Genomic DNA, 26,680 nt, shown 5'->3' with positions numbered 1-26,680 from the left:
GCGGGGGCTTGCCCAATATTTCGCCACCAAGGAGTTTTATGCCTGTTGAAGATGTCGTCGTCCGCCACCATTCTCATGTCCCGTCCAAGGGCCGCCACCAGCCGGTGACGAGCTACCGCATCCAGGTCAGCCCCGACTTCGATTTCGCCGCGGTTGAGGCCATCGTGCCCTACCTTGCCAGCCTCGGGATCACGGACGTGTTCTTCTCCCCCATCCTTCAGGCGGCGCCGGGTTCGATGCACGGCTACGACGTCGTCGACCACGAGCGTATCTCCGCCGACCTCGGCGGCATCGAGGCGTTCCGGAGCGTGTCGAGGGCGATTCACGACGCTGGCATGCACCTCATCGTCGACATCGTGCCGAACCACATGGCGGTGCCCACGCCCCTGTATCGCAACCGGGCGCTGTGGTCGGCCCTGCGGGATGGGGAGGATTCGCCCTACCGCGCGTGGTTTGACATTTCGCTGTCCGATTCGGGGGACGGGCTACTCATGCCGGTGCTGGGTGACAGGATCGGCAAGGTGCTCGCCACCGGCGAGATCACGATCGAGAAGATGGTGGTACCCGGCTTCGAGGAGGATGGGCCCACCCAGGTGGTGTGCTACTACGACCACGTGTTCCCCGTGCGCCGGGGCACGGAGGCATTGCCGCTCGCGGAGTTGCTCGACGCCCAGTACTACCGGCTTGCTCACTGGCGGGTGGCGAACGAAGAGATCAACTACCGGCGCTTCTTCGACGTGGACACACTCGCGGCGATCCGCGTGGAGGACGAGGGAGTTTTCCGCCAGTCCCACGCGCTGCTCATCGAGTTGTTCGAGGAGGGCTTGATCGATGCCTTCCGCATCGACCACCCCGACGGGCTGGCGGACCCCCGCGGCTATTTCCGCAACTTGCACGAGGCCTCGGGCGGTGCCTGGTCGGTGGCGGAGAAGATCTTGGAGGGCGAGGAGACCCTGCCCACCGATTGGCCGGCGGCCGGCACCACGGGCTACGACACGCTGCAGCGCCTGCAAGGCCTTTTCACCGCCCCGGAGGGCCTTCCGGCCCTCACCCAGCTGTACGGCGAGATGTCGGGCTCCACAGACTCGGTGGCCACCGTGGAGGTCAAGGCCAAGCGGCAGATCGTGGCCACCTCGCTCTTTGCCGAAGTGGACCGGCTGGCCAGCCTGCTGGCGGCCATCTGCCATTCCGACGTCCGGCTGCGCGACCACACGTTCCGCTCTCTGCGCGACGTCGTGGTCGAGCTCGTGGTCCACATGGACCGCTACCGCGCCTACGTGGTGCCAGGCGAGCGCCCCGACCCGGAAGACGAGCGCGTGCTGCGCGCGGCCGCCGAGCGCGCCGCCCGCAACCTCGACGCGGATCGGCAGGAGAGCCTGGACGTCGTCATCGATATCCTGCTCGGCAACGAGATTGGATCGGCCGGGCGCACGCACGAATCACGGCGCAACGAGGTGATCGTGCGCTTCCAGCAGGTGTGCGGCGCCGTCATGGCCAAGGGAGTCGAGGACACCACGTTCTACCGGTACACCGCGCTGACCAGCGCGAACGAGGTGGGCGGGGGCCCGAGCCACTTCACCACCACCCCGGACCAGTTCCACGACTTCCAGACCCGCACGCACCTGACCTGGCCGGTAACGATGTCCACGCTCTCCACCCACGACACGAAGAGGTGCGAGGACGTGCGCGCACGGATCGCGCCTATCTCCCAGTATGCGCAGGAGTGGATCGCGACGCTCACCCAGGCGCGCGACCTCGTGGCCGACGAGCGCCCCGCCGACCTCGACGGGCAGATGGAAAACCTCCTGTGGCAGACGCTGATCGGCACGTGGGACGGCGGCCCGATCGAGCAACGTCGGCTCGAGGACTACCTGCTCAAGGCCGCCCGCGAGCAAAAGTCGTGGACCACGTGGACCGAGCAGAACGAGGCCGGTGAGCAGGGCATGCTCGATTACGCGAGCGCGATCCTGTCCGACGACGACGCCCTGGCCCTTCTCGCCGACTTCCACGAGCTGACCCGGGCCGCGACCCGCACGATGATCCTCAGCCAGAAAGCGATTCAAATGACGGCGATTGGCGTGCCGGACACCTACAACGGCGAGGAGGTCACCCAGACCTCGCTGGTGGATCCGGACAACCGCCGCCCAGTGGACTTCACAGGGCTTGCCAAGATGCTTGCCAAGCTCGACCGCGATGGCCTTCCCTCCTCCCCCAGCCTGGATCAGGAGAAGCTGTGGTTTACTTCGCGGCTTGCGCGCCTGCGCCGGGAGCTGCCCGAGCTCGCGTCGGCCGAGTGCGGCTACCAGGCACTGCCCGTGTCCACCGGCTACGCGCTCGCCTTCGCCCGCACCCGCGCCGATCAGGCGATCCTGGCCACGGTGGCGATGCGCCACGTGCCCGAGTTTGCCGGCGAGTACACCGTGGTCCTGCCCGAGGGATCCTGGCTCAACGTACTGACGGGCGCCGAGCTCGAGGGTGGCACCCGCGACCTCACCGAGGTCCTCGGCCGATTCCCCGCCGCCGTTTTGGAGAAGATTGATGCCTAAGATTTCTGTGTGGGCGCCCAGCGCCGGGTCCGTTACCGCGATCATCGAGGGCCGCGAGCTCGCCTTGCAGCCCACGGCCGATGGCCACTTTGCCCTGTCCGACGAGCTGCCCACCGGCACGCGCTACCAGCTGCGAGTCGACGGCGGGATGGCCCTGCCGGATCCGCGCTCGATGTGCCAGCCCGAGGGGCCGCACGGTCCGAGCGAACTGGTGGACCTGGCGTCGTTCACCTGGACGGACACCGACTGGCACGGCGAGGAGCTCGCCGGCAAGGTCTTCTACGAGTTGCACGTGGGCACGTTCACCGAGGAGGGCACGTTCCTTGCAGCGATCGAGAAGCTGGACTACTTGCGCGAGCTGGGGGTCAACGTCGTCGAGCTCATGCCGATCGCGCCCATGCCGGGAACGCGCGGCTGGGGGTACGACGGTGTGTCGATCTACGCCATCCATCGCCCCTACGGCCGCCCTGAGGACCTGGCGGCGCTCGTGGACGCGATCCACGCCCGTGGGATGTCGGCGTGCCTGGACGTGGTCTACAACCACTTTGGGCCCGACGGGAACTACCTGGCCCAGTTCGGCCCGTACTTCACCAGCCGCCACCACACGCCGTGGGGCGAGGCGCTCAACCTCGATTCCGAGGGGGCGGAGCACGTGCGCCGCTACCTCATCGACAACGCCCTCCAGTGGCTGCGCGACTACCACTTCGATGCTCTCCGCCTCGACGCCGTCCCCCACCTGCGCGACGATTCGGACTACCACTTCCTCGCCCAGCTCTCGGACGAGGTGGCGCAGCTCGGGCGCGCGCTCGGCCGGCGCCTGACCCTCACGGCGGAGTCGGACCTCAACGACCCGGCGATGGTGGCTCCCACCTGCGAGGGCGGGTTCGGGATGGACATGCAGTGGGCTGACGACGTCCACCACGCCTTGCACGTGTGGCTGACCGGCGAGGCGAACGCCTACTACGCCGACTACAAGCACCCGGCCGCGATGCGCCAAGCCTTCCGCCACGGCTTCGTCAGGGTGGGCCAGGAACTGCGGTTCGAGCCGGCCCCGCGCGGTAAGCCGATCCCCGAGGGCGTGAGCGGCCACCACTTCATCGTCTTCGACGAGAACCACGACCAAGTGGGCAACCGCCTCATCTCCGACCGACCCGCCCGCTCGCTCTCCCCCGGCGCGCTCGCCGTGTCGCGCGCGCTCATCCTGCTCTCCCACTACACCCCCATGCTGTTCATGGGCGAGGAGTGGGGCACGGCCCGCCCGTTTAACTACTTCACGGACCACGGCCCCGAGCTCGGCCCGCTCATCAAGGCCGGGCGCGAAGCGGAATTCTCCTCGTGGGACATGACCTCCGTCTACGGAGATGAGGAGGTGGCAATGCCGGACCCGCAGTCCGAGCAGGCCTTCCTGGAGTCCAAGCTCGACTGGTCTGAGGCGGAGGACGCGGGTCACCGCCGCCTACTCGAGTTCACCCGCGCCCTCATCGCGCTGCGCCAGGATCCGGACATCGCCTCGGGCGACCGCTTGCGCACCGAGTTCGACCTGGACGGCGAGGCGGGCTGGATGCGGCGGGGCGGGACCACCGTGGTCTTCTCCATCGCGGACGGACCGCGGAGCCTAGCAGCCCCGGGCGGGGAGCTCGTGCTCGCGTGGGACGCCACGGCGATTGAGGAGGGGCAGGTGCGCTTCGAGGGGCCCGGAGTGGCGGTCTTTCGCTAAGATGGGCGGGCTCCAACGGCGCGCCGCGGCCACAGCGCGCCCGCGCGCCGCTACAGTCTTAATGTGACCAATCAACAGCCGCCTTCGGAGTTTGTGACTGCTCTCGAGTCCCTTAAGGGCCAGCAGTTTCGTCCCGAGATCCACGTTGCCCAGATTCCGGGCCCCACGCGGATCGCGCCGTGGGCGGTGGCCTTGCAGGCCGAGGTGAACGATTCGCCGAATCTCGATCCGGATTTCCTGCGCGGCTCGGCCAAGTTCGTGGTGTTGCACGACCCGGCGGGCCAGCCGGCTTGGAACGGCACGTTCCGGGTGGTCATGCACGCCCAGGCGCCGATGGACGCCACGATGGGTGACGATCCGCTGCTAGGCGAGGTGGCGTGGTCGTGGCTGGTCGACGCGCTCGATGGCGCCGGCGCCTCCTACCACAGTCTCAACGGCACGGTCACCCGCGTGTTCAACGAAACGTTTGGCGGGCTCTACATCAATTCCTCGCGCGTGGAACTGGAGCTTCGCGCCTCGTGGACCCCGCAGACCGTCTACCTCACGGAGCACCTGCACGCGTGGGCCGATTTCGCGGCCTCGATGGCGGGCCTCGGCCCGAGTGAGGCAGTGCGAAGCATCCGTAAGGTGGATAAGATTTGACCCTGCCCGAACCCGCCCGCCTGCTCGATAAGCCGCGTGAGGGTCTGCCGCCCGTCACGCACGATGACATCGACGACGCCGTCGCCCGCCTTGCCGCCGGAACTGGGCCTTTCGGCGTGGACACAGAGCGCGCCAACGAGATGCACTATTCCTCGCGCGCCTACCTCATCCAGATCCGCCGCGAAGGTGCGGGCACGGTGCTCATCGACCCGGTGGGCATCGAGGACCGCCTGGACGGGCTGAAGAAGATCATGAACGAGGCGTGGATCCTCCACGCCGCTCACCAGGACCTCGTGTGCATGGCCGAGCTCGGGTTGCGCCCCACGTCAGTGTTCGACACGGAGGTCGCGGCGCTCCTTCTCGGATACGAGAAGATCTCCCTGCAGGCCGTGTGTGAGCGGGCGCTCGGCTGGACGCTGGCGAAGGAGTATTCGCGCTCGGATTGGGCCCAGCGCCCCCTTCCCCTGCCGATGCTCACCTACGCCGCGCTCGACGTGGAGCTACTGGGCGAGCTACGGGAGGTCATGACAGCCGAGCTCAAGGAGCTGGGCCGCTTCGAGTGGTTTGCGCAGGAGTGCGAAGAGGTGCGCTTGCGCAAGCCCGCCCCGCCGCATCAGCAACCGTGGCGCCGCTCGTCGCGCCAGGCCGGGATCCGCGACCAGCGCGCCCTCGCCATGTTGCGCGAGCTGTGGAACGCCCGCGACGATCTGGCCAAGCGCCGCGACCTCGCGCCCCACAAGGTGCTGCCCAATGCCGTGCTGGCCGAGCTCGCCAAGCGCAAACCGCGCTCGCGCGCCGACGTCGCCACGTCTTCCCTTCTTCGCAAGGGCGCCCGCAAGCAGGATGCTGACACGTGGTGGCACGCCATCGACATCGCCTGGCACCTCGACGAGCGCATGCTGCCCGAACGCAGGTTCAGCGAGCAGCGCGACCCGTTTCCGCCCACGAACGAGTGGGGGCGCAAGCGCCCCGAGGCAGCGGAGAGGTGGGCACGCCTGCGCCCCACGGTCCTCGAGATCGCCGAAGAACTGGGCATCCGCCAGGAAGTGGTGCTCAAGCCGCGCACGCAGAAACTCGTGGCATGGAACGGGTGGGACTCCCTCACCGAACTTGAAGCGCACCTGGCCGAGGACGGCGCGCGCCCCTGGCAGATCGAGCTCACGGCGCGCCGCATCGACGACGCCGTGCGAGGCTAGCGCAGGCTGGCGGCGGCCGCGATGACAGCGGCTGCGTCCATGCCCTCCCTGTGAAGGATCGTCGAGCGCGAGGCGTGAGAGAGGAATGCCTTGTGGACGCCGAGGTTGCGCACGGGCACGTCCGATCCGGCGCGGGCCAGCGCGGAGCGTAACTCGTCTCCCACTCCCCCGTCGATGAGCCCATCTTCGAGCACCACCGCTCCCGCCGAGCTTGCCACGAGTTCGACGAGGTCGGGGTTCGTGGGGAGCACCCAGCGCGGGTCGACCACGATGACGGACTCGTCCATTTGCTCCGCGGCCTCGACCATGGTGTGGGCCAGGGGGCCGATCCCTACGAAGACCAGCGGTTTGCCATTGGCCTCGCGCTCGAACAGCACATCGAGGCTACCCTGCTTGCGAGTGATCGGCAGCTCGGGCGGCACCGACCCCTTCGGGTAGCGCACGATCGTGGGCGCCTCGATGGCGGTGGCCTCGTGGAGGAGCTCGCGCATGCGCGGCTCGTCGCGTGGGGTGGCCACCGCCAGGTTCGGGATCATCGCCGCCATCGACAGATCCCACATGCCGTTGTGGGAGGCGCCGTCGTCGCCAGTCACGCCCGCACGGTCGAGGCAGATGGTGACGGGCGCACCATGGAGGGCAACGTCCATGAGCAGCTGGTCGAAGCCGCGGTTCAAGAACGTGGCGTAGAGCGCCACGACGGGATGGAAGCCGGCCTTCGCCAGACCCGCCGCCATGGTCACGGCGTGCTGCTCGGCAATGCCGACGTCGATGACGCGGCGCGGGAACTCCTCCTTCATGAGCGACAGGCCCACGGGCTGGAGCATTGCGGCGGTGACGCCCACGATCGCGGCGTCCTTACGCGCGATCTGAAGGATTTCCTCGGCGAAGATCGAGGTCCAGCCGAAGCGGGAGGGTTCCATCGGCAGGCCGGTTTCGGGGTGGATCTTGCCCACGGCGTGGAAGCGGTCGGCCTTGTTCTCCTCCGCAGGCTTGTAACCGCGGCCCTTCTCGGTCATCGCGTGGACCACCACTGGCCCACCGAAGTCGCGCGCCATCCGTAGCGCCTCTTCCAGGCTGACGATGTCGTGGCCGTCGACAGGGCCGATGTACTTGAGCCCCAAGGAGTCGAAAATGCCGGCGTCGAAGAAGATCTCCTTCATGCCCTTCTTGATCCCGCGCAGCGTGTCATACGTGAGCTTGCCCGGCAGGCCGCCGTCCTGGAGCGTGCGCTTGCCCCAGTCGAGGAAGTTTTCATAATCGCGGTTGACTCGCACGGCGTCCAGCTTGCGCACCGGGTCAAAGCGGCGGACGATCCCGCCCACGGTGGGCGCGTACGAACGCCCGTTGTCGTTGAGCACGATAACGACGGGGCGCTCCGGGTCCTCCGCGATATTATTGAGAGCCTCCCAGGCCATGCCGCCCGTCATCGCGCCATCACCGATGATCGCCACCACGTGGTGATCCTTGCCCGACATCTGCATGCCGCGCGAGATCCCGTCCGCCCACGACAGGGCGGTGGAGGCGTGGGAGTTTTCGACGACGTCGTGCTCGGACTCCGCTCTGCTCGGATAGCCCGAGAGCCCGCCCTCGTGGCGCAGGCGATCGAAGTCCTTGCGCCCGGTTAAGATCTTGTGCACGTAGGCCTGGTGGCCGGTATCCCACACGAGCACGTCGCGCGGGGAATCGAAGACCCGGTGGAGGGCGATCGTGAGCTCAACAACCCCGAGGTTGGGGCCGAGGTGCCCGCCGGTCTTCGCCACGTTGACCACGAGGAAGCGGCGGATCTCCGCCGCGAGCTTGTCCAGCTCCTTCTTCTTCAGCGAGGCGAGGTCCGCGGGGCATGTAATCGAATCAAGAATCACCGGGTCTCCTTTGAACTACCCATAGAGATTACCACTGCACCTGCCCATCGTCTCCTTCGCGCAAGAGCCACACACCTCTACGAATCTGTACGCCGGGGACGCGAGCGGGGCGGTGGCCAGGCCCGGCCACCGCCCCGCTCACATGCCCTTACGCCGAACGCGCGAGGTTGCGCAGCACGTACTGCAGGATGCCGCCGTTGCGGAAGTAGTCCGCCTCACCGGGGGTGTCGATGCGCACCACGGCGTCGAACTCGGTCACCGAGCCGTCCTTCTCGGCGCGGACCTTCACAGTCTTCGGGGTGCGACCCTCGTTGAGCTCCTCGATCCCCGCGATCGTGAAGACCTCGGTGCCCGCAAGCCCCAACGAATCGGCGTTCTCACCGGCCGGGAACTGAAGCGGGAGCACGCCCATGCCGATGAGGTTCGAGCGGTGGATGCGCTCGAAGGACTCGGCGATGACCGCCTTGACGCCGAGGAGCGCGGTGCCCTTCGCGGCCCAGTCGCGCGAGGAGCCCGAACCGTACTCCTTGCCCGCGAGCACCACGAGCGGCACGCCCGCCTCGCGGTAGGCCTGCGCGGCATCGAAGATCGCCTCCTGCTCGCCGGAAAGGAAGTTGCGGGTGTAGCCGCCCTCCACGCCGTCGAGTAGCTGGTTGCGCAGGCGGATGTTGGCAAACGTGCCGCGGATCATCACCTCGTGGTTGCCGCGGCGCGAGCCGTAGGAGTTGAAGTCACGCCGCTCCACGCCGCGCCCGGCCAGGTACAGGCCCGCCGGCGAATCCCACTTGATCGCGCCTGCCGGCGAGATGTGGTCGGTGGTCACCGAGTCGCCCAGCTTGGCCAGCACGCGGGCGCCCTCGATGCCCTCCACCGGGGTTAACTCCATCGTCATCCCCTCGAAGTACGGGGGTTTGCGCACGTAAGTCGACTCCCCGTCCCACGCGAACGTGGAGCCCTCCGGGGTGTCGAGCGAGCGCCAGCGCTCGTCTCCAGCGAACACGTCGGAGTAGGAGGAGGTAAACATCTCGCGGTTGACCGAGGCGTCGATCGTGGCCTGCACCTCGTCGGCGTCGGGCCAGATGTCGGCGAGGAACACGTCGTTGCCGTCCCTATCCTGGCCGAGCGGCTCGGTGCCGAAGTCGAAGTCCATCGTGCCGGCCAGCGCGTAGGCGATGACCAGCGGCGGAGAGGCCAAGTAGTTCATCTTCACGTCCGGGTTGATGCGGCCCTCGAAGTTGCGGTTGCCGGAGAGCACGGAGACCACCGCAAGGTCGGCGTCATTGACCGCCTTCGAGACCTCCTCCGGCAGCGGGCCGGAGTTGCCGATACAGGTGGCGCAGCCGTAGCCGACCAGGTTGAAGCCGAGCGCGTTGAGGTCGTCCCACAGGCCGGCGGCCTCATAGTAGTCGGTCACCACCTGTGAGCCGGGCGCCATCGAGGTCTTCACCCACGGCTTGGGACGCAACCCCAAGCGGTTCGCGTTGCGAGCGAGCATCGCGGCCGCCATCATGACCGACGGGTTGGAAGTGTTGGTGCACGACGTGATCGACGCGATCGCCACCGCGCCGTGGTCTAACTCGGTTAGCGTGCCGTCGGCCAGCGTCACCGGGGTGACGCGGTGAGGACGGCCCGCGCCGGGCTCTTCGACGGGGGCTGGGTGCTCGTCGTCCGCACCCGGCGCCACCGGGTCGGAAGCCGGGAAGGTCGCCTCGAGCGCGGAGTCGATCTCCATCTCGATCTCCTCCTTAACGTACGTGGGCAGCACGTCGCGGAAGGCGGACTTGGCCTCCGACAGCACGATGCGGTCCTGCGGGCGCTTCGGGCCGGCGATCGAGGGCACCACGGTGGACAGGTCCAGCTCGAGGTATTCGGAGTACTCCACCTCCACCGACGGGTCATGCCACATACCCTGCTCCTTGGCGTAGGCCTCCACGAGGGCGATCTGCTCCTCGTCGCGGCCGGTGAGGCGCAGGTAGTCGAGCGTGACGTCGTCGATGGGGAAGATCGCGGCGGTCGAGCCGAACTCCGGGGACATGTTGCCGATCGTGGCGCGGTTGGCCAGCGGCACGGCGCCCACGCCCTCGCCGTAGAACTCCACGAACTTGCCCACCACGCCATGCTCGCGCAACATCTGGGTGATGGTGAGCACGACGTCGGTGGCGGTGGCGCCCGCGGGGATCTGGCCCGAGAGCTTGAAACCCACCACACGCGGGATGAGCATGGACACGGGCTGGCCGAGCATGGCCGCCTCGGCCTCGATGCCGCCCACGCCCCAGCCGAGCACGCCCAGGCCGTTGACCATCGTGGTGTGCGAATCGGTACCCACGCACGTGTCGGGGTAGGCCTGCAGCACGCCGTCGTTGACCTGGGCCATGGTGACGCGCGCGAGGTATTCAATGTTGACCTGGTGGACGATGCCGGTGCCCGGCGGGACCACCTTGAAGTTCTGGAAGGCGCTCTGGCCCCAGCGCAGGAACTGGTAGCGCTCCTGGTTGCGCTCGTATTCGATCTCCATGTTGCGCTGGAGGGCGTTGGCGGTGCCGAAGACGTCGATCTGCACCGAGTGGTCGATCACCATTTCGGCCGGGTTGAGCGGGTTGATCTGATCGGGGTTGCCGCCCAGCTCGGTCACGGCCTCGCGCATCGTGGCAAGGTCAACCACGCAGGGCACGCCGGTGAAGTCCTGCATGACCACGCGCGCGGGGGTGAACTGGATTTCGTGGCTGGGTTCGGCCGAGGCGTCCCAGTTAGCCAGCGACCTGATCTGATCGGCGGTCACGTTTGCGCCGTCTTCGGTGCGCAGGAGGTTCTCGGCGAGGACCTTAAGCGAGTAGGGAAGCTTCTCGGTGCCCGGCACGGCGTCGAGCCGGTAGATTTCGTATTCCTTCTCCCCCACGAGCAGCGTGGACTTGGCCTTAAAGGTATCAATGCTCATAGCTCTCCTTATGAACGTCCCGGATCACATTATCTCGATATCAAACTATCAGCCTCCGGGGAGCCTGTCTATCGATTTCGCTCTATCGCAGCGCGGTGACCACCTCGACGTGATGCGTGTGCGGGAAGATGTCGAAGGCCGCCATGGACTCCACCGTCTTTCCGCCTGCCACCAATTCTGCCACGTCCCGGGCCATCGCGGCCGGGTCACAGGAGACGAGCACGATTCGCGCCTCGGCCTTCGCCAGCGCCGACGCGGTCTTCTTGCCCAGGCCCGCGCGCGGCGGGTCTGCCACGACGGCGTCCGCGCTCACCTTGGCTGCGGTCCGCTCGTCGATCCTGGCCGCGCTCGCGCTCGCCCATGGCATGCCCGCGAGGTTTGCGGTCGCATCCGCCACGGCGCGCTGCGAACCCTCGATCGCCCGCACCCGGCCAGCATCGCCCACGGCCTTGGCAAGCGGCACGGTGAAGAGTCCCGCGCCGGAGAACAGCTCGAGCACCGACTCGCCCGGGCTCACGGCGGCCGCCCCCATGACGGCGCGTAGTAACGTGCTGGGCGCGCGGGTGTGAACCTGCCAAAAGCCGGCGGCCGACACGCGGTAGTCGTACACGTCGGCCTCCGTGGCGGCGCGCTCCCAGATGTGGCCAGCAGCCTCGCGGCCTGGGGCGGCATAGACGCGGTCTGCCACCACCACGTCCTCCCCCGACGCCGGGCCCACCACGTGCAGGCGCGTGCCCGGCGCGATCACTCGGTCCCACGCCGGGTCGAAGATGAGGCGCTCCAGCTCCGGTAGCGCCAGTGGCATGGAGGTGATGGCCGCGAGCTCGTTCGTGCCCTCGCGGTACATTCCCACCCCGCGCTTCAGCTTCACGACGTCGAAGCGCGTGCGACTCCCCCAGCCGTCCGTGTCGTCCACCGCGGCCACAGAAAAGCCGAGCCCGAGCGCCGTTTCGTACAGCTCCTGCCCGCCGATCCGACGCAGATTGCCAAGGACGACGCGCTCCTTGAGGGCGCGCTGGCCTTCCAGGGTGATGTGGCCGAAGTCGGCAGCGCCGGTAACTCCGGCCGCGCCGTCGGGCCAGGGGTGGGCCACCCGCTCGGGGCTGGCCTCGATGACCTCGCACACCACGGCCGTGAGGTAACGCGAGCGGCTGGCGGTGAGCTCGGCCTCCACGCGCTCGCCCGGGATCGCCCCGCGCACGAAGACCACCTGGCCCTCCTGCCGGGCGATCCCCACGCCGCCGTGGCCGATGTCCGTGATTTCGAGCAGCACTAGTCCCCCTCGCCCAGGCGGTAGGGTGCCTCAGTGATCATCACCCGCGGCTCGAAGCGTAGGTCCGAGATTACGCGCGGGGTGGAGTGGCGCAGGAAAAAGCGCTCCCAGGCGCTCGAGTAGATCACGCGCGGGATGATGACGTTGACGATATCGTGCGGGCTTTGGGCCAATTGGGAGCGGATGTAGTCGACCACCGGGCCGCGCCACGCGCCCTTCGGTTCTCCGAGGATCGTGAGGTCCACCGGCACAAGTGAGGCCTCCCATGCCTCCCGGATCCGGCGAGTCTGACGCGGATCGATGTCCACGCAGACCGCGGTGAGGGAGGACAAGCGCATGGCGCGCGCCCAGGTGACGGCCGAGATCGTGGCGGCGTCGACCCGGTCAATGATGACCACACCGTGCACGCGCGTGGGCAGGTGGCGCCCCTCGCTCACGTCCCCCAGCTTCAGCTGCTCGCGCACCTTCGACTGCCCGCGCGAATAGGCCACGAGGAAGAGGACTGGCACCGACAGGGCGACGACGCCGGCCAGCGCCCACATCGGCTGGGCGTAGACCACCAGGCCCGCAACCCCGAGAGCCGCCAGCCCGTAGAACGCAAACACCCACGCTAGGCCGCGGGCCACCCGGCGTTCCTCGCCTACTGTGGAGTCGGTGAGGATCGTGCGCGAGCGCGAGACCATCGCGGCGCTAACGAAAGCAATGATGATGTAGACGATGAAGACGAAGACGGCTGCGATCGAACGCGCCGAATCGAGCGCGAGCGTCACGGTGGCGGCGAGCGCGGCGATCAGTGCCACGATGGCGCGCCGCGGGGCGACGGCGTCGGCGGCGGCGAGCTTGCGCGGCAGGAGACCGTCGAGCGCGAGTTCACGCAGGAGGCGCGGCAGCTGGGCGTAGGCCGTGATCGCCACCGCCAGGCCAAGCAGCGCGAACAGCACCACGTAGACGACCTGGCCGACGGGCCCGAAGAAGGAATAGGACATCGTGAGCGTGGGCAGGGCCTCGCGGTGGCCGGGCATATGCAGCGCCACGATGAAGTAGAACACGATCGCGATGATGAGGAAGGCGGCCAGCATGAAGGCGCCAAGCCTGCGCCTGCTCACCCGGCGCTCGGCGGAATCTTTGAGGATCCGCTCGGAAATGAGCGAGGAGATCGCGCCCACCATCGCGCCTGCCAGGACCGACTCCACGTAGTAATTCAGTTGGCCGACCACCCGGTCGGAGGTGAAGGAGTTTTCCTGGGCGAGGCGGATGTTATCGAAGTCGATCGAGCCGGTGGCCTCGAGGATTAGGCCGTATCCGAGCAGGACCACCATGCCCAGCACCGCGCCCGCGGCGAAGAATACGCCCCAGCGCTCGATGCGGCGCATCCGCCCCGCCAGCGCCGGGACGGCGACAAGCAAGATGAGCACCGATTCGAGCGCCCAGTCCCACGAGATATCGAGCAGTGCCTCAGCAGAATTAACCGCGAGACCCACGCCAAGGATCAGAATCAGCGCGTAGGCCAATATCCGGGCGGCGGAAAGGAGTAGGCCCGCCCAGTGCCCCACGTACCATTCGGCCAGCTGGTGGGAGGCCTTCTGCGGAACGTGGCGGTGCAACAGGCCCGCGATAAACAGGGAGCCCACCAGCGTGAGAAACGCGCTGACCAGAGCGATGAAAATCGCCGTGACCTTCTCCGAGTACGACGCCGACCGCAGCACCACCTGCGGCACGAGGACCATGCCCAGCGCGATGATGGACACCGACGTCGACCTGGTGATCGAGCGGACGATGTCCTTACCGTGCTGGGAGACTTCGAGGTTCACATGGTTAGGTTACGCTGTAAACGCATTTGGGGTAACGTCTAAGTCGTGCATTTCGTCATTATGGGCTGCGGCCGGGTTGGCGCCAGCCTCGCCGTCAACATCGCAGATCGTGGGCACTCGGTGGCCATCATCGATCAAAACTCGCACGCCTTCCAGCGCCTTCCCGATTCCTTTCAGGGCCAGCAGGTCACCGGCGTCGGCTTCGACCGCGACGCGTTGCGCCAAGCCGGCATTGAAGAGGCGGCCGGCTTTGCCGCCGTGTCCTCCGGGGACAACTCGAACATCATCGCCGCCCGCGTGGTGCGCGAAACGTTCGGCGTGGACAACGTGGTGGCCCGCATCTACGATTCCTCGCGTGCCGGGGTCTACAACAAGCTCGGTATCGACGTGGTGGCCCCCGTTTCCTGGACGGCGGACCAGGTGATGCGCAACCTCATCCCGCTCGGGCCATACGTGGAGCACATCGACTCAGCCACCGGCACCGCGCTCTTCTTCGTTGACCTCGATCCCTCCTGGTATGGGCGCACGGTAGCCGACATTGAGGCCGAAACTGGGGCGCGCCTGGCCTATATCACCCGCAACCTCCAACTCGTCATGCCCACGGCCTCCACCGTGATCCAGGACGGGGATGAGTTGCGCTTCGTCGCGGCGCTCGCCGACGCCCAGGCGATCCAGCGCGTGACCAACCACCCCGCGAAGGTACGGTGACATGAAGATTCTGGTAGCCGGAGCCGGTTCAGTTGGCCGCTCGCTCGCCCGCGAAATGAGCGAAGCTGGGCACGAACTGACCCTCATCGACATCAAGCCCGAGGCGATGCGCGTGGCCTCCGTGCCAGAGGCGGACTGGGTCCTCGGCGACGCGTGCGAACTGTCCGTCCTCGAGGCCGCCGGGTTGAACGACACCGACGCCGTTGTCGCCGCCACCGGAGATGACAAGGCAAACCTCGTCCTCTCCCTCCTGGCAAAGACCGAGTTCGGCGTGCCGCGCGTCATCGCCCGCGTCTCTAACCCGTCCAACGCCTGGCTTTTCGACGAATCCTGGGGCGTCGACGTCGCAGTCTCCACCCCGCAGATCATGGCCGGGATCATCTCCGAGGCCGTCTCCACCGGCAAGCTCGTGCGCCGCATGGAGTTCCAGTCCGGCGCCACGATGTATCTGGCCACCGTCTCCGAGGGCTCGCTCTTCACCGCCCACGCGCTCGGTCAGATCGCCCTCCCGCCCGACATTCTGGTCACGGGCGTGGTGCGCGACGGCGTTCCACTTTTCCCCAGCACCGACATGTCGATCGACGCCGGCGATCAGCTCCTCGTCCTCGTGGGCGCCAATGCCTCCGAGGGTTTGGCCGACATCGAGGAGATCCTCTAGTGCTCCTCGGTCACGACGCCGGTCGCGTCGGTCTCGTCCATAACCGCGGGCACGTCGGGCAAGTCCTTGACCAGCAACCACGTGAACCAGCCGACCAACGCGAAGAACGGCACGCCCATAAAGAGACGGGCGATCCCGAGCGCCTCGGTGGCGTGGGCGAGGTAGAGCGGGCCCTGGACGGCAAGCCGGACGAGGAATAAGCCCAGCCACATCCACGTGATGAGCACGTAGCGGCGGCGGGTGACCCGCTGGGTGGGGTCGGTGCGCCAGCCTGTGGCGTCCCCACGGAAGAACCCGATGAGCAACCCGAGCGCCGGCCAACGCACGAGGATTGAGATGAGTAGGGCCGCGGCGTAGCCCGCGTTCGTCAGGAGCCCCCACACGAAGAAGTTCGACGCCTCCCCACTGCGCCACGTGACGAAGGCGGACAGGGCGATGGCGAACAGGCCGCCGAGCGCGGGGGTGACGGGGATACGCTGGATCGCCCGGATCAGGATAAAGGCCAGGGAGGAGGCCAGCGAGATGCCGACAGCCAGGTTGAGGTTGTGCATCACGGTGTAGAGAACGAGGAAAAGGACGGTGGGGATCGTGGCCTCCACCACCCCGCGCACGCCGCCCACGGCCGCCATGACGTCGAAGTCGTCCTCAACCAGGGCGCGCATTCCGGTGGTGTTCGTGGACTCAGTCATCGTCGTTCGTCACTTCCAAGCTGGGGTTGAACATGGTGGGCACGCCGCGGTGGCGCGTGAGGGCGCCCGCTACGCGGATCTTCGTGCCGATATCTACGCATTCGAGGGTGGTCCTCGACATGAAATGCAAGGTGAGCGGGCCGTCGTCGGTGTCGAGCCGGACCAGTACCCGGTGCACCAACCCCGCACCGGGGTAGGTGATGGAGCGGACCGTGCCAACCAGCTCGCGCCGCCGCGTCATTCTTGCGCCGTCACCTGCTCCGGGATCTCGAGCGGGAGCAGCTCGCGCGGCGGGTGCGGGGCCTGACCGCGGTTGACCACCACGTCGCGGACGATCTCGATCATCTCGTTCGCCGCCGCCTCATCCGAACCGGCCTTGCCATACAGCGTGGCGCGCAACAGCCAGCGCGGCCCATCCACGCCGAGGAAGCGGTGCGGGGCCATCGCCTTGGAATTGGGAACGGGCATCTGCGCGTGCAGCTCGGGGCCGAGCGGGCCCTCCACCTCCTGCGAGAAACCGCCCTGGTTGGCGATCGAGGTGCGCATGTCGCGCCGCACGTCGTCCCACAGCTTCGCCGAGCGTGGAGCGGCAAACACCTGTAGCTGCAGGGCCGAAGAGTTCTTCGAGTACACGATGCCGAGTACCTGCTCGCGCCGGCGGTCAAGGGTGAACTGGAGAGTCGTGTCGGGGATGACGGGGATCCACAGCGAGCCGGCGTCCAGGCGCTTGTCGATCGTCACATCGCCGGCGTCGAACGGACCGACCGTGGGCGCCTCTACCGCTGCCTCGACCTCCGCCTCATCAACGACGGCGTCCGCGCCTACTACCTGCTTCTTCTTCCCGAAGGGCCACACCATCGGTCCTCCTAGGAAGCGCACTCGGCGCAGACGGGCAGGCCGTCCTCCTCGTATGCCAGCTGGGAGCGGTGATGGACGAGGAAACAGTGGGAGCAGGTGAACTCATCATCCTGGGCGGGAACAACTGCAACGGAGAGCTCAACGTTCGACAGGTCCGCACCCGGAAGCTCGAAGCCCTCGGCGGCCTCCACCTCGTCTTCATCAACAGAGTTGGACTGGTGATTGTTGTTTCGCGCGTTGAGCTGGGTGAGGGAATCCTCCTTTAGTTCCTCATCCTGCTTTCGCGGCGCATCGTAATCTGTGGCCATGATCTCCCCTTGAATAGCTCGATGTTCACGCACTTTCTACCAAAGCTTGCCGCGTTTGACAACATCGGTTCTGAATTAGTGAATACGTGAGACAATTTGGCTCACATTGGCCAACACACCGCCGCCCGTGGCCCCATTGAACGCCGCCAGGTGGCACGCTTGTTGCAGGAATGTAGGAGGCAAACATGATCGAGCTCGAATTGTTGGGGCTTCAGGATGGGCAAAAGCTGAGCCTGAATGATTCAGATGGCAATCGATACGTACTTCCAATCACCGACGAACTGCGGGCGGCTCTGCGCACAGACGTGAGCGCCGTGGGCGAGGACGCACCCAAGCCGATCACGCCGCGCGAGATCCAGGCGTACTTCCGCGCCGGGCGCACGGTGGCCGAAGTCTCCGAGATCTCCGCGCTCCCGCCCTCGCAGCTGACCAACTTGGCCTACCCAATTTTTGCCGAGCGCGAGTACGTGGCCCAGAACGCCCGCTTGTACCGCCAGGGCCACGAGGACGGCGGCATGAGCCTGGAGGAGCTGGTGGCCTCACGCCTGCTGACCCGCGGGGTGGAGGCCGGGGAGGTCACGTGGGACGCCCGCCGCGAGCAAGGCGAACCGTGGATTCTCTCCGCCACGTACACCAGCGGCGGGGTGGTCAACGTCGCCCGCTGGTCGGTTAACACGAAGGCCCAGACTCTCCAGGCGCGCAACGACGAGGCGACCTGGCTCACCGAAAACCAGATCCCGGCCCCCGCGAGCCCCTGGCGTAAGCCAAACACGCCGGCGGCCGAGCCGGAGCAGAAGGCCTCGGTGATCGACGCCCAGCCGGCCTCCGCGGGCAGCCCCGTGGACATCGATTCGATGCTCGCCTCCCTCAACTCCAAGCGCGGCCAGGTCCAGCCGATGCCCGAGTTCGACGGCGCCCACCCGGCTGACTCCGAGCCGGAGGCGGCCCAGGACGCCACGGTTCTTTCCCTGCCCACGCCCGCGGCAAAGGAAGATGGGGACGCCTCGAAGGATGAGGCCCAGCAGGCCCTGCCCGGCGTCGCACCGGAGGCCCCCAAGGTTGAAAAGGTGGACAAGCCGAAGAAACGGCGCAACCGCCCGGCGATGCCCACGTGGGACGAGATTGTCTTCGGATACTCGAAGGACGACTAGGACCACACCATAGTTCTAGGCGTGGTCGATGACGAGCGGAACCATCATCTCCTGCTCGGTGAGCGAGCCGTGCACGCCGACGAGCCCAATTGCGCCTTCGCTCTGGTAGCGCGAGTCGACGATCGCCAGGTTGCCCTTCGCGAAGACGAGGACATTTCCCAAGACCTCGCGCGCGAAGCTCTCCATCGGCCCAAACAACCCGGCCTTTTCGGCCTCGCCCTGAGTGAAGATCCAGGCCCGCTCCCCCAGCACGTCCCGCCAGCGCGCAGCCACTGCCTGCGGTTTAGCCGTGTACAGGTGTAGCGCGCGCGATTCTCCGGCCACGACCTCCACCCCGCGGGTGAGCTCCTCCACGTCCGCGATGTCATAGCGCTCGTTGACGTCGATCATGCCGTGGTCGGCTGTGAGCACGAGCAGCGTGTCGCGCGGCAGGAGGCGTCGTAGCCGGCCGAGCTCGGCATCCAAGTGCTCGAGTTCGTAGATCCAGGCCTCCGATTCCCAGCCGTTGTGGTGGCCGGTGGAGTCGAGGTCGCCCCAGTACAGGTAGACGAGGTCGGCACCAGCCTTGAGTTCGGCGATCGCGGCGTCAACGCGCGCTTCGAGCTTTTCGGCGACGGCGGTGCGGCCGCCGCGGAGCGCGGCAAGCGTGAGCCCGGAGTCGACGAAGCGGCGTGGGTGGATCTTCACTGTGTCGAGGTCCGTGCTTTCGAAGACGGTGGGCACGGTCTGCCACTCCACCGGATCCACGTGCGGGGAGTTCCACGCGATGAGGTTGAAGACGTCCGTGCTGCCCGGCACGCGCAGGGCATATCCGCCCATGGCCGTCCTGCCCGGCAGAGCGCCGGTGCCGAGCGCGCAGATGCCGGCCGCCGTCGTCGACGGCACCACCGTGGTGATGGCGCGCATGTCAAGAGAGCGCAGGGTCGGCGTGTGCCCGCGGCGCTGGTCGAGGTTGCGGTAGCCCAGGCCGTCCACCATAACCACGCACGCGCGGCGAGCGGAGGGGAACTCGAGCGCGGACTCGCCGCCCGCCCCGAGGGCGCGCAGCACGCCCGGCAGGACGCCGGCAATGTTCTCCTGGCCCGGCCGGATCATGAAAGCCGCCCGAGGATCCGCTCCACGTCGTCGATGAAGGCCACCCCCTGGGCGAAATGGGTGGAATCGACGTGGCGGTCGAGGAAGAGCTGGAGGTCCTCGTTCGTCGCCACACCCACGTATCCGTGGTCGTTCGTGCAGTTCGGGTCGTCGCATGCGCCAGGCTGGAGGTCCTGACTGTAGGCGGCACCCCAGCGCAGGCGCAGTAGGATGGAGTTGAGCTCGCCCACGCGCTCCCCGCGAAACTCACGCCGGCGCACCACGTGATGCTCCTTGATCTCCGACAGGCACACCGACTGCGCCGTGGTGACGTACTCGCCGCGAGTGTCCATCTCGTAGTTCGTGTCCGAATAGACGAGTACGAGCCGTGTGACGGTAACGATGAAGGCGACGATCCTGTCATAGACCGAGTCCGCGTCGAAGACCGTCTCGGGCCGGACGTAGAAGGCGCGCACGACGTCGTCGCCAAGGGCCTGGCGGATGTCAGCAAGAACGGGCGACTCCTGCGCCACCAGGGTCAACAGCGCATCGTCGAGGTCGGATCGCATATCAATCATTGCCCCATTGTCCCAAAACCACGCCCGGCAAGCGACGTCGGGTCACGAACATCACGGCAACACGGGGTGCCGGCTCGCCGGTAGCAGCTCGCGTGGGCCAGATAATGGAACAATGGCCACCACTGAGCAAATCGTTGACATCGACGTGTCACAGGAGATGCGCACGTCCTTCCTCGAGTACTCCTATTCCGTCATCTACGCGCGCGCCCTGCCCGACGCCCGCGACGGCCTCAAACCCGTCCAGCGCCGCATCCTGTTCCAGATGGACCGCATGGGCCTGCGCCCCGACCGGGGGCACGTCAAGTCCTCGCGCGTGATCGGAGAGGTCATGGGCCGCCTCCACCCGCACGGCGACTCGGCCATCTACGACGCCATGGTCCGCCTCTCCCAGCCCTTCACCATGCGACTGCCCATGGTGGACGGGCACGGCAACTTCGGCTCGCTCGACGACGGGCCCGCGGCCGCCCGCTACACCGAGGTGCGCATGGCGCCCGCCGCCCTGGCGATGACGGCGGACCTGGATGAGGACGTCGTGGACATGGTGCCCAACTACGACAACACCTACATGCAGCCCGAGGTGCTGCCGGCCGCAATCCCGAACCTGCTGGTCAACGGCTCGTCGGGCATCGCGGTGGGCATGGCCACGAACATGGCCCCCCACAACCTCGGCGAGGTGATCGCCGGCGCGCGCTTCCTGCTGGATCACCCCGAGGCGACGCTCGACGAGCTCATGCGCTACATTCCCGGCCCCGACCTGCCGGAGGGCGGCAAGATCGTGGGGCTGAACGGGATCCGCCAGGCATACGAGACAGGCCGCGGCGTCTTCCGCACCCGCGCCACCGCCCACATCGAAAACATCACCGCCCGCAAGAAGGGCATCATTTTCACCGAGCTGCCCTACCTGGTGGGCCCGGAAAAGGTGATCGACAAGATCAAGGACGGGGTGCAGTCCAAGAAACTGCAGGGCATCACGGGGGTGCAGAACCTCACCGACCGTAAGCACGGCACGCGCCTCGTCATCGAAGTGAAGAACTCCTTCAACCCCGAGGCCGTGCTGGCCGACCTGTACAAGCACACCCCGCTCGAAGATTCCTTCGGCATCAACAATGTGGCGCTCGTGGACGGCCAGCCGCGCACGCTCGGCCTCAAGGCCCTGCTCGAGGTCTTCCTCGACCACCGCCTCACCGTCACCCGGCGCCGCACCGCTTTCCGACTCCAGAAGGCCAAGGACCGCCTGCACCTGGTGGAGGGCCTGCTCATCGCGATCCTCGACATCGACGAGGTCATCGCCGTCATCCGCTCCTCCGACGACGCGGCGATCGCCAGGGACCGCCTGATGAAGGTCTTCGACCTCACCGAGGTCCAGGCCGACTACATCCTCGAGCTACGCCTGCGCCGGCTGACCAAGTTCTCCCAGATCGAGCTGGAGCAGGAAAAGAGCGAGCTGGAAAGCCAGATCGAACAGCTGAGCGAGATCCTCGCCTCCGAGGCCAAGCTGCGCTCACTCGTCTCTGCTGAGCTGGCCCAGACCGCCCGCGAGTTCGCCACTGCGCGCCGCACGGTTCTACTCGAATCCGAGGCCGCCACGGCCACCTCCACGCTCAAGGTCGAGGACGATCCGTGCTGGGTGCTCCTGTCCGGCGACGGCCTCATCGCCCGCGTCGTCACCCCCACCGAGCCCTCGCGCTCCGGTCCGCGCCAGCGCCACGACGCCGTGGTTACCAAGGTCGCAACCACCAACCTGTCCGCGATCGGGGTCATCACCTCCGACGGCTCGGTCACGCGCCTGAACGTGGTCGACATCCCCGCGATCCCCGAAACCGAGCAGGCCCCGGGCCTGTCCGGCGGCGCGCCCGTGCGCGAGCTCCTGCTGGCGGGCAAGGATTCGCACGTGGTCGGCCTGGTCAACCTCGACGAGCCGCCCGTCCTCGCGCTCGCCACCGCCCAAGGCAAGATCAAACGCGTCAACCCTGACTACCCCGACCGCGGCGCGATCGACCTCATCAAGCTCGCCGACGGGGACGAGGTGATCGGCGCGGCCCCCGCCTCCGATAACGACGAGATTGTCCTCGTCACCTCCGGCGCCCAGCTCCTGCGCTTCCCAGCGGCCGGCGTGCGCCCGCAAGGCCGGGCAGGCCAGGGCATTGCCGGCATCCGCCTCGGCGAGGCGCGGGTGATCGCGCTCGGAGTAGTGCCCGCGGGCGACCTCGCGGCCCACTGTGTGGTCACCATCGCCGGCTCATCCGGATCGCTTCCCGGCACCGTGCCCGGCTCAGCCAAGGTCACCCCGCTCGACCGCTACCCCGCCAAGGGCCGCGGCACCGGCGGCGTGCGCACACAGCGCTTCCTGCGCGGCGAGGACCAGCTGCAGATGGCGTGGGTGGGTGAGCTGCCCCCGCGCGCGAGCGACGCCCATGGCAAGCCGGTGGCGCTCCCCGACGTTGACGAGCGGCGCGACGGTTCCGGAACTCAGCTCAGCTCGGTGGTCATGGCGATCGGCTAAGGCCGGGCCGGCTAGACGCGCGTGGTCATGATATAAGTCTCGGCCACACGCGTGAAGTCGAAGTGCTCGAAGACCGTGACGAGGTCCGAGTCCGCGCCGTCGGCCGTGACGTCCAGCCCGATGTAGCTCAGACCCGCCGCGCGGAAACGCTCCACGGCGGTGGCCAGGAGGTTAGAGGCCACGTGCTTGCCGCGCCATTCGGGCAGCACCACGATCTCCTCGATGTAGCCCTCGTCCGGCACCGTGTTGTCGACTCCGTGGCCGTCGAGGCCCGACGCGAAGCGGGAGGCCAGCACGTAGCCGGCGAGCCGGGGCCGATCCCCGAAGAGATCGATCGCCACCAGGCACAGGTCCTCGTCCATCTGCTCCAGGCGCTTGGCCCACGCATTGCCGCTCATCGCGGACATCTCGTTTTCGGCCATCACGCGGTTATGGGCCTTGCGCGAATCCTTCACCCAGTCCGTGCCCATCTTGACGATCTGAATGTAGGAGGAGACCTCAGTGACCGTGGCGGGTACGTCCAGGCTCCGCCGCATCTGCACGTAGCGCGAATTGGCGCGGAAGCCGAAACGGGTGGCCATCTCAAACAGGGCGCCCTGCGAGGCATCCACGTACATTTGGACCAGCGCGTCGTCCAGACCAAGCTCGGTGGCAAGATCGTGGGCCGTGCGGAGCTGGCGCTCGAGCAGGTTGTGGCCCACCCCGTGCGAGCGCCACGACGGCGCCACCCCACCAGAGATCGTGATCGGGTGCTCGCCGGCGTTCTTTGCCGGGGTCCGGGCCAGGCCAAAGGCCACGAGCTCCTCCCCCTCCCACACGCCCTGGGCGCGCCAGGCGTGGGAGTCGGCAAAATATCCCTCCACCTCGTGCCGGGTGGTTCGGTTCGCTGCGGAGTCGGCCTCCTCAATCGCCGCGATGATCGCGTACACGTGAGGCCCGTCCTCCGCGCTCAGCGCACTCCACGTCCAGTCAGCCATCAGATATCAATCGAGTAGAGGATCTGGGAGGAGCCTTCGAAAAAGCCATAAGACGTAAGGAAGTCGGTAGCTGGCGTCGCCTCGGAGATCACCGGCACGCGCATGTGCGCGATCCCCCGTTCCAACGCGGTTCCCATCTGGGCCACCACCAGGTCGGTGCCAATGCCCTGGTGGCGAAATCCGCGCTCCACCCCGTAGAACTTCACGCACATCGTGGACCCGTCGGCGGAGTTGAGCGAGTAGCCCACCAGGTTCGAGCCGTCAGTGAGTAGCACCGACGTCGCCCGATCCTCCGGCGTCATCCAGTCCACCCACTCGGCCTGCGACATGGGCTGGCGCCGATCCATCACCATCGAGATCCGGTTGTGCAGGCGCAGCACCTCATCCGAATGCTTGTCGTCAAAGGCGATGAGCTCCATGCCGCGCTCCTCGAGGCGCGCCCTTGCACCGCGCGCGTGCTCGGCGTGCTCGGCGCCCAAGTCCACGTCCATGTACGTCCAGCGCGTGTGCGGGGAGAACCCGCCAGCGGCGAGCAGGCGGCGTCGTTCCATGTTCGATAGCCGTGCCCTGGAACGGATAGAGGCCGGCAGGTCGTAGCCGGCGTCGAGCATGAGCTGACGCGCCCGCCCGTCCTGCCACTCGAGAAGCGCCCGGCCGATGCCACGGCCGCGCCAGTGCGGACGGATCACGCCGTAGATGTTGGCCTGGGCCTCGGTGAGCGGGTGGGGATTGTTGAAGACAAGCCCGATCGCCTGGAGCTGACCGCTGGCGTCGCGTCCCACGATCGCGTCCAGGTTCTTCCGCTCCTCCTCGCTGGCCTCTACCCATGGCGTGACCTGCTGGAGGATGCGGAGCTCGTCGCAGATTTCCGGGTCGGCCGATTCGGCCAGGAGCTCGGACAGTTCGTCGAGGTCCCCTGCGGCGAGCCGGGCCCAGGTCAACCCCAGGTGGGGGCTTGGCCCCGCCAGCTCGCTCGGCGCAGCCAAACGCTGTGCGAGTGAACGTCCCGTGATCTCTCCCGTCTGCATATGCCTCAGTCTACCAATGGTGCCGTGCAACGCCTACGCGTCGATCTGCTCGCGCGAAATATCGTCCGCGCCCTCGACGATGAAATCGCGCCGCGGCGCCACTTCCGATCCCATGAGCAGCTCGAAGGTGTCCTCGGCGAAACGCAACGCCTCCTCGTCGGCGAGCGACACTCGACGCAGCATCCGGTGAGATGGATCCATGGTGGTCTCCGCCAGCTGGTTGGCGTCCATCTCGCCCAGGCCCTTGTAGCGCTGGATCGGTTGCTTGTACGTGCGCCCACTCTTCTCCAGACGGGCGAGGATGCGGTGCAGCTCGGCGTCGGAGTAGCTGTAGATATACTCCCCCTTCTTTCCGCCGCGGCCTGCCACCTCCACCCGGTGCAGCGGCGGGACCGCCGCATACACGCGCCCGGCCTCCACAAGGGGGCGCATGTAGCGGAAGAACAGCGTGAGCAGCAGGGTGCGGATGTGGGCGCCGTCCACATCCGCGTCGGTCATGAAGATCACCTTGCCGTAGCGCGCCGCGTCCAGGTCAAAGGTGCGCCCCGAGCCGGCCCCTACCACCTGGATGATCGAAGAGACCTCCTGGTTGTTCAAGATGTCGGTGTGCGAGGCCTTTTGCACGTTGAGGATCTTGCCGCGGATCGGCAGCAGGGCCTGGAACTCGGAGTCGCGGGCGAGCTTGGCGGTGCCGAGCGCCGAATCTCCCTCCACGATGAACAGCTCGGTGCGCTCGATGTCGTCCGATCGGCAGTCGGCCAGCTTCGCCGGCAACGACGACGTCTCCAACGCGTTCTTCCGCCGCGAGATTTCCTTCTGGGTGCGGGCGGCCACGCGGGCGCGCATTTCCGCCACCACCTTCTCCAAAACGCGCTGGTTCTCGCCCTTCGCATCCCGCTTGGTGGAAGCGAACTCGCGCGTTAGCCCCTCCTCGACCACCTTCGCCACGATCGCGCGGATAGGTGCCGTGCCCAGCACCTCCTTGGTCTGCCCCTCAAACTGCGGCTCGGGGAAGCGCACGGCGACGACGGCCGTGAGGCCCGCCAGGATGTCATCCTTTTCGATGCGCGGATCGCGCGCCGTGACCTTGAGCTGGCGCGACTTGGCCTCGATCTGGGCGCGGACCACCTTGACTAGCCCCTGCTCGAAGCCCACCAGGTGCGTGCCGCCCTTCGGGGTGGCGATGATGTTGACGAAGGTCTCCTCGCGCGTGTCGTAACCGTTGCCCCAGCGCAGCGCGATGTCGACGTCGCACACGCGCTCCACCTCTCGCGCCCGCAGATGGCCCGACTTCTTGTCGAGCACCTGGACGGTCTCGTCGAACGTGCCCTGGCCGGTCAGGTGCATGGTGCGAGACACGGCCGGGTCGGTGGCCAGATGGTCGACGAAGTCCACCACGCCGCCGTCGTACTTGAAGACCTCCTCCACCGGCGCGTCGGCGCGCTCGGGCAGGCCGCGCTCGTCGCGCACGACGACTTCGAGGCCCGGCACGAGGAAGGCCTTCTCGCGCACGCGCTCGATCAAGTGCGCGTAGGAAAACTCGGTATCCTTCGGGAAGATCTCCGGGTCAGCCCAATACCGCACCCGCGTGCCCGTCACCTTCTTCGCCACCTTCCCGGTCACGCGCAGCTCGGAGCTGGTGGTGAACGGGGTGAAGGGGGCGTCGGGGGCCGGGGCGCCGGCGTCGTCGAACACGCCGGGCTCGCCGCGCTGGAAGGACATCTCCCACACCTTGCCCTCGCGCTTGACGGCCACGTCGAGGCGCTGGGAGAGCGCGTTGACCACCGAGGCGCCCACACCGTGCAGGCCGCCGGCCGAACCGTAGTTGGCCGAGTCGAACTTGCCGCCCGCGTGCAGCTTGGTATACACCACCTCGACGCCGGAGGCGCCCGTGCCCGGCACCTCGTCCACCGGGATGCCGCGCCCGTTGTCCTCCACCTCAACCGAGCCGTCCGAGAACAGCGTCACGCGGATCGAGGACGCATAGCCCTCGGTCGCCTCGTCGATCGAATTGTCAATGATCTCCCATAGGCAGTGCATGAGCCCGCGCGAATCGGTGGAGCCGATGTACATGCCCGGGCGTTTGCGCACGGCTTCCAGGCCCTCGAGGACCGACAGGTGGCGGGCGTTATATTCCTGCTTTTCAGTACTTGACACGCTTGGCAT

Annotated in this window: 21 protein-coding genes; 8 read left to right on the top strand and 13 right to left on the bottom strand. The window is 67.2% G+C overall.

The features are described from left to right. Positions 1-38 precede the first annotated feature (38 nt). The 4 genes from treY to QPC17_RS03955 all read left to right on the top strand — a co-directional run bounded on the left by treY (position 39) and on the right by QPC17_RS03955 (position 6,101). Positions 39-2,546 (top strand): malto-oligosyltrehalose synthase, encoded by a 2,508-nt coding sequence (gene treY, locus QPC17_RS03970; protein WP_285347496.1) that lies wholly within the window; start codon positions 39-41, stop codon positions 2,544-2,546. After that, complete coding sequence (gene treZ / locus QPC17_RS03965) at positions 2,539-4,263, top strand: malto-oligosyltrehalose trehalohydrolase (protein WP_070447505.1); 1,725 nt, start codon at positions 2,539-2,541, stop codon at positions 4,261-4,263. Before treY ends, treZ begins: the two co-directional genes overlap by 8 nt. Positions 4,264-4,326: 63 nt before the next feature. After that, on the top strand, positions 4,327-4,905 hold the full coding sequence (locus QPC17_RS03960; RefSeq protein ID WP_062612357.1) for a DUF3000 domain-containing protein: 579 nt from the start codon (positions 4,327-4,329) through the stop codon (positions 4,903-4,905). Next, a complete protein-coding gene (locus QPC17_RS03955; RefSeq protein ID WP_070447508.1) occupies positions 4,902-6,101 on the top strand; it encodes an HRDC domain-containing protein in 1,200 nt (399 codons plus the stop codon). The genes QPC17_RS03960 and QPC17_RS03955 overlap by 4 nt, the downstream gene beginning before the upstream one ends. Here QPC17_RS03955 and dxs read toward each other — a convergent pair. The 4 genes from dxs to QPC17_RS03935 all read right to left on the bottom strand — a co-directional run bounded on the left by dxs (position 6,098) and on the right by QPC17_RS03935 (position 13,982). Then, on the bottom strand, positions 6,098-7,963 hold the full coding sequence (dxs, locus tag QPC17_RS03950) for a 1-deoxy-D-xylulose-5-phosphate synthase (protein ID WP_285347495.1): 1,866 nt from the start codon (positions 7,961-7,963) through the stop codon (positions 6,098-6,100). The two genes, QPC17_RS03955 and dxs, sit on opposite strands and share 4 nt — an antisense overlap. 148 nt (positions 7,964-8,111) lie before the next feature. Further along, a complete protein-coding gene (gene acnA / locus QPC17_RS03945; protein ID WP_070445091.1) occupies positions 8,112-10,898 on the bottom strand; it encodes an aconitate hydratase AcnA in 2,787 nt (928 codons plus the stop codon). An 82-nt stretch (positions 10,899-10,980) separates the two neighbouring features. Then, positions 10,981-12,171, bottom strand: coding sequence for a class I SAM-dependent RNA methyltransferase (locus QPC17_RS03940; RefSeq protein ID WP_285347494.1), 1,191 nt, complete (start codon positions 12,169-12,171; stop codon positions 10,981-10,983). Beyond that, positions 12,171-13,982: an APC family permease gene (locus tag QPC17_RS03935; protein WP_285347493.1), complete on the bottom strand. Its 1,812-nt coding sequence runs from the start codon at positions 13,980-13,982 to the stop codon at positions 12,171-12,173. The genes QPC17_RS03940 and QPC17_RS03935 overlap by 1 nt, the downstream gene beginning before the upstream one ends. Before the next feature lie 45 nt (positions 13,983-14,027). On the opposite strand from QPC17_RS03935, the gene QPC17_RS03930 reads away from it, so the two are divergent. Both QPC17_RS03930 and QPC17_RS03925 read left to right on the top strand, forming a co-directional pair. Beyond that, positions 14,028-14,690 (top strand): potassium channel family protein, encoded by a 663-nt coding sequence (locus tag QPC17_RS03930; RefSeq protein ID WP_236698629.1) that lies wholly within the window; start codon positions 14,028-14,030, stop codon positions 14,688-14,690. Between the two features lies 1 nt (position 14,691). Then, the gene (locus QPC17_RS03925; RefSeq protein WP_062612348.1) at positions 14,692-15,348 is read left to right on the top strand and encodes a potassium channel family protein; all 657 of its coding nucleotides are present in this window, start codon (positions 14,692-14,694) and stop codon (positions 15,346-15,348) included. Here QPC17_RS03925 and QPC17_RS03920 read toward each other — a convergent pair. From QPC17_RS03920 to QPC17_RS03905, 4 genes are read right to left on the bottom strand one after another with little or no spacing between them, the layout of a single operon-like run. Continuing rightward, positions 15,345-16,037, bottom strand: a complete 693-nt coding sequence (locus QPC17_RS03920; RefSeq protein WP_285347492.1) for a DUF3159 domain-containing protein — start codon at positions 16,035-16,037, stop codon at positions 15,345-15,347. The two genes, QPC17_RS03925 and QPC17_RS03920, sit on opposite strands and share 4 nt — an antisense overlap. Then, positions 16,030-16,278: a single stranded DNA-binding domain-containing protein gene (locus QPC17_RS03915; protein WP_062612344.1), complete on the bottom strand. Its 249-nt coding sequence runs from the start codon at positions 16,276-16,278 to the stop codon at positions 16,030-16,032. The genes QPC17_RS03920 and QPC17_RS03915 overlap by 8 nt, the downstream gene beginning before the upstream one ends. Further along, positions 16,275-16,895, bottom strand: a complete 621-nt coding sequence (locus QPC17_RS03910) for a DUF3710 domain-containing protein (RefSeq protein ID WP_285347491.1) — start codon at positions 16,893-16,895, stop codon at positions 16,275-16,277. Before QPC17_RS03910 ends, QPC17_RS03915 begins: the two co-directional genes overlap by 4 nt. Positions 16,896-16,903: 8 nt before the next feature. Continuing rightward, complete coding sequence (locus QPC17_RS03905) at positions 16,904-17,203, bottom strand: DUF4193 domain-containing protein (protein WP_062612340.1); 300 nt, start codon at positions 17,201-17,203, stop codon at positions 16,904-16,906. Between the two features lie 185 nt (positions 17,204-17,388). Between QPC17_RS03905 and sepH the strand changes: the two genes are divergently transcribed. After that, entirely contained in the window at positions 17,389-18,354 is a 966-nt protein-coding gene (gene sepH, locus QPC17_RS03900) for a septation protein SepH (protein WP_276786096.1), read from the top strand. 15 nt (positions 18,355-18,369) lie between these two features. Here sepH and QPC17_RS03895 read toward each other — a convergent pair whose 3' ends face one another. Both QPC17_RS03895 and QPC17_RS03890 read right to left on the bottom strand, forming a co-directional pair. Then, positions 18,370-19,449, bottom strand: a complete 1,080-nt coding sequence (locus QPC17_RS03895; RefSeq protein WP_285321677.1) for an alkaline phosphatase family protein — start codon at positions 19,447-19,449, stop codon at positions 18,370-18,372. Continuing rightward, on the bottom strand, positions 19,446-20,006 hold the full coding sequence (locus tag QPC17_RS03890) for a DUF5998 family protein (RefSeq protein ID WP_062612335.1): 561 nt from the start codon (positions 20,004-20,006) through the stop codon (positions 19,446-19,448). The genes QPC17_RS03895 and QPC17_RS03890 overlap by 4 nt, the downstream gene beginning before the upstream one ends. Before the next feature lie 112 nt (positions 20,007-20,118). Here QPC17_RS03890 and QPC17_RS03885 point away from each other — a divergent pair, with 112 nt between their 5' ends. Then, positions 20,119-22,509 (top strand): DNA gyrase/topoisomerase IV subunit A, encoded by a 2,391-nt coding sequence (locus tag QPC17_RS03885; RefSeq protein ID WP_276786091.1) that lies wholly within the window; start codon positions 20,119-20,121, stop codon positions 22,507-22,509. An 11-nt stretch (positions 22,510-22,520) separates the two neighbouring features. Here QPC17_RS03885 and QPC17_RS03880 read toward each other — a convergent pair whose 3' ends face one another. From QPC17_RS03880 to QPC17_RS03870, 3 genes are read right to left on the bottom strand one after another with little or no spacing between them, the layout of a single operon-like run. Continuing rightward, positions 22,521-23,486, bottom strand: a complete 966-nt coding sequence (locus QPC17_RS03880; RefSeq protein WP_062612331.1) for a GNAT family N-acetyltransferase — start codon at positions 23,484-23,486, stop codon at positions 22,521-22,523. Continuing rightward, positions 23,486-24,514 carry a GNAT family N-acetyltransferase gene (locus QPC17_RS03875; RefSeq protein WP_062612329.1) on the bottom strand — a complete coding sequence of 343 codons (1,029 nt, stop codon included), beginning with the start codon at positions 24,512-24,514 and terminating at the stop codon, positions 23,486-23,488. The genes QPC17_RS03880 and QPC17_RS03875 overlap by 1 nt, the downstream gene beginning before the upstream one ends. Positions 24,515-24,547: 33 nt before the next feature. Continuing rightward, entirely contained in the window at positions 24,548-26,680 is a 2,133-nt protein-coding gene (locus QPC17_RS03870; RefSeq protein ID WP_068538349.1) for a DNA gyrase/topoisomerase IV subunit B, read from the bottom strand.

It is taken from the genome of Trueperella bernardiae (assembly GCF_030246965.1).
GTDB lineage: Bacteria > Actinomycetota > Actinomycetes > Actinomycetales > Actinomycetaceae > Trueperella > Trueperella bernardiae.
Note: the sequence above shows the minus strand (reverse complement) of the source record. Positions and strands in the feature narration are given on the sequence as shown.

What these genes read in the sequence shown, in the direction of transcription:
- QPC17_RS03895 (WP_285321677.1), bottom strand. Translation starts at nt 19,449, where the DNA reads ATGATCCGGCCGGGCCAGGAGAACATTGCCGGCGTCCTGCCGGGCGTG.
- QPC17_RS03880 (WP_062612331.1), bottom strand. Translation starts at nt 23,486, where the DNA reads ATGGCTGACTGGACGTGGAGTGCGCTGAGCGCGGAGGACGGGCCTCAC.
- acnA (WP_070445091.1), bottom strand. Translation starts at nt 10,898, where the DNA reads ATGAGCATTGATACCTTTAAGGCCAAGTCCACGCTGCTCGTGGGGGAG.
- treY (WP_285347496.1), top strand. Translation starts at nt 39, where the DNA reads ATGCCTGTTGAAGATGTCGTCGTCCGCCACCATTCTCATGTCCCGTCC.
- QPC17_RS03920 (WP_285347492.1), bottom strand. Translation starts at nt 16,037, where the DNA reads ATGACTGAGTCCACGAACACCACCGGAATGCGCGCCCTGGTTGAGGAC.
- QPC17_RS03915 (WP_062612344.1), bottom strand. Translation starts at nt 16,278, where the DNA reads ATGACGCGGCGGCGCGAGCTGGTTGGCACGGTCCGCTCCATCACCTAC.
- QPC17_RS03885 (WP_276786091.1), top strand. Translation starts at nt 20,119, where the DNA reads ATGGCCACCACTGAGCAAATCGTTGACATCGACGTGTCACAGGAGATG.
- QPC17_RS03910 (WP_285347491.1), bottom strand. Translation starts at nt 16,895, where the DNA reads ATGGTGTGGCCCTTCGGGAAGAAGAAGCAGGTAGTAGGCGCGGACGCC.
- QPC17_RS03905 (WP_062612340.1), bottom strand. Translation starts at nt 17,203, where the DNA reads ATGGCCACAGATTACGATGCGCCGCGAAAGCAGGATGAGGAACTAAAG.
- QPC17_RS03890 (WP_062612335.1), bottom strand. Translation starts at nt 20,006, where the DNA reads ATGATTGATATGCGATCCGACCTCGACGATGCGCTGTTGACCCTGGTG.
- treZ (WP_070447505.1), top strand. Translation starts at nt 2,539, where the DNA reads ATGCCTAAGATTTCTGTGTGGGCGCCCAGCGCCGGGTCCGTTACCGCG.
- sepH (WP_276786096.1), top strand. Translation starts at nt 17,389, where the DNA reads ATGATCGAGCTCGAATTGTTGGGGCTTCAGGATGGGCAAAAGCTGAGC.
- QPC17_RS03925 (WP_062612348.1), top strand. Translation starts at nt 14,692, where the DNA reads ATGAAGATTCTGGTAGCCGGAGCCGGTTCAGTTGGCCGCTCGCTCGCC.
- QPC17_RS03870 (WP_068538349.1), bottom strand. Translation starts at nt 26,680, where the DNA reads ATGCCAAGCGTGTCAAGTACTGAAAAGCAGGAATATAACGCCCGCCAC.
- QPC17_RS03875 (WP_062612329.1), bottom strand. Translation starts at nt 24,514, where the DNA reads ATGCAGACGGGAGAGATCACGGGACGTTCACTCGCACAGCGTTTGGCT.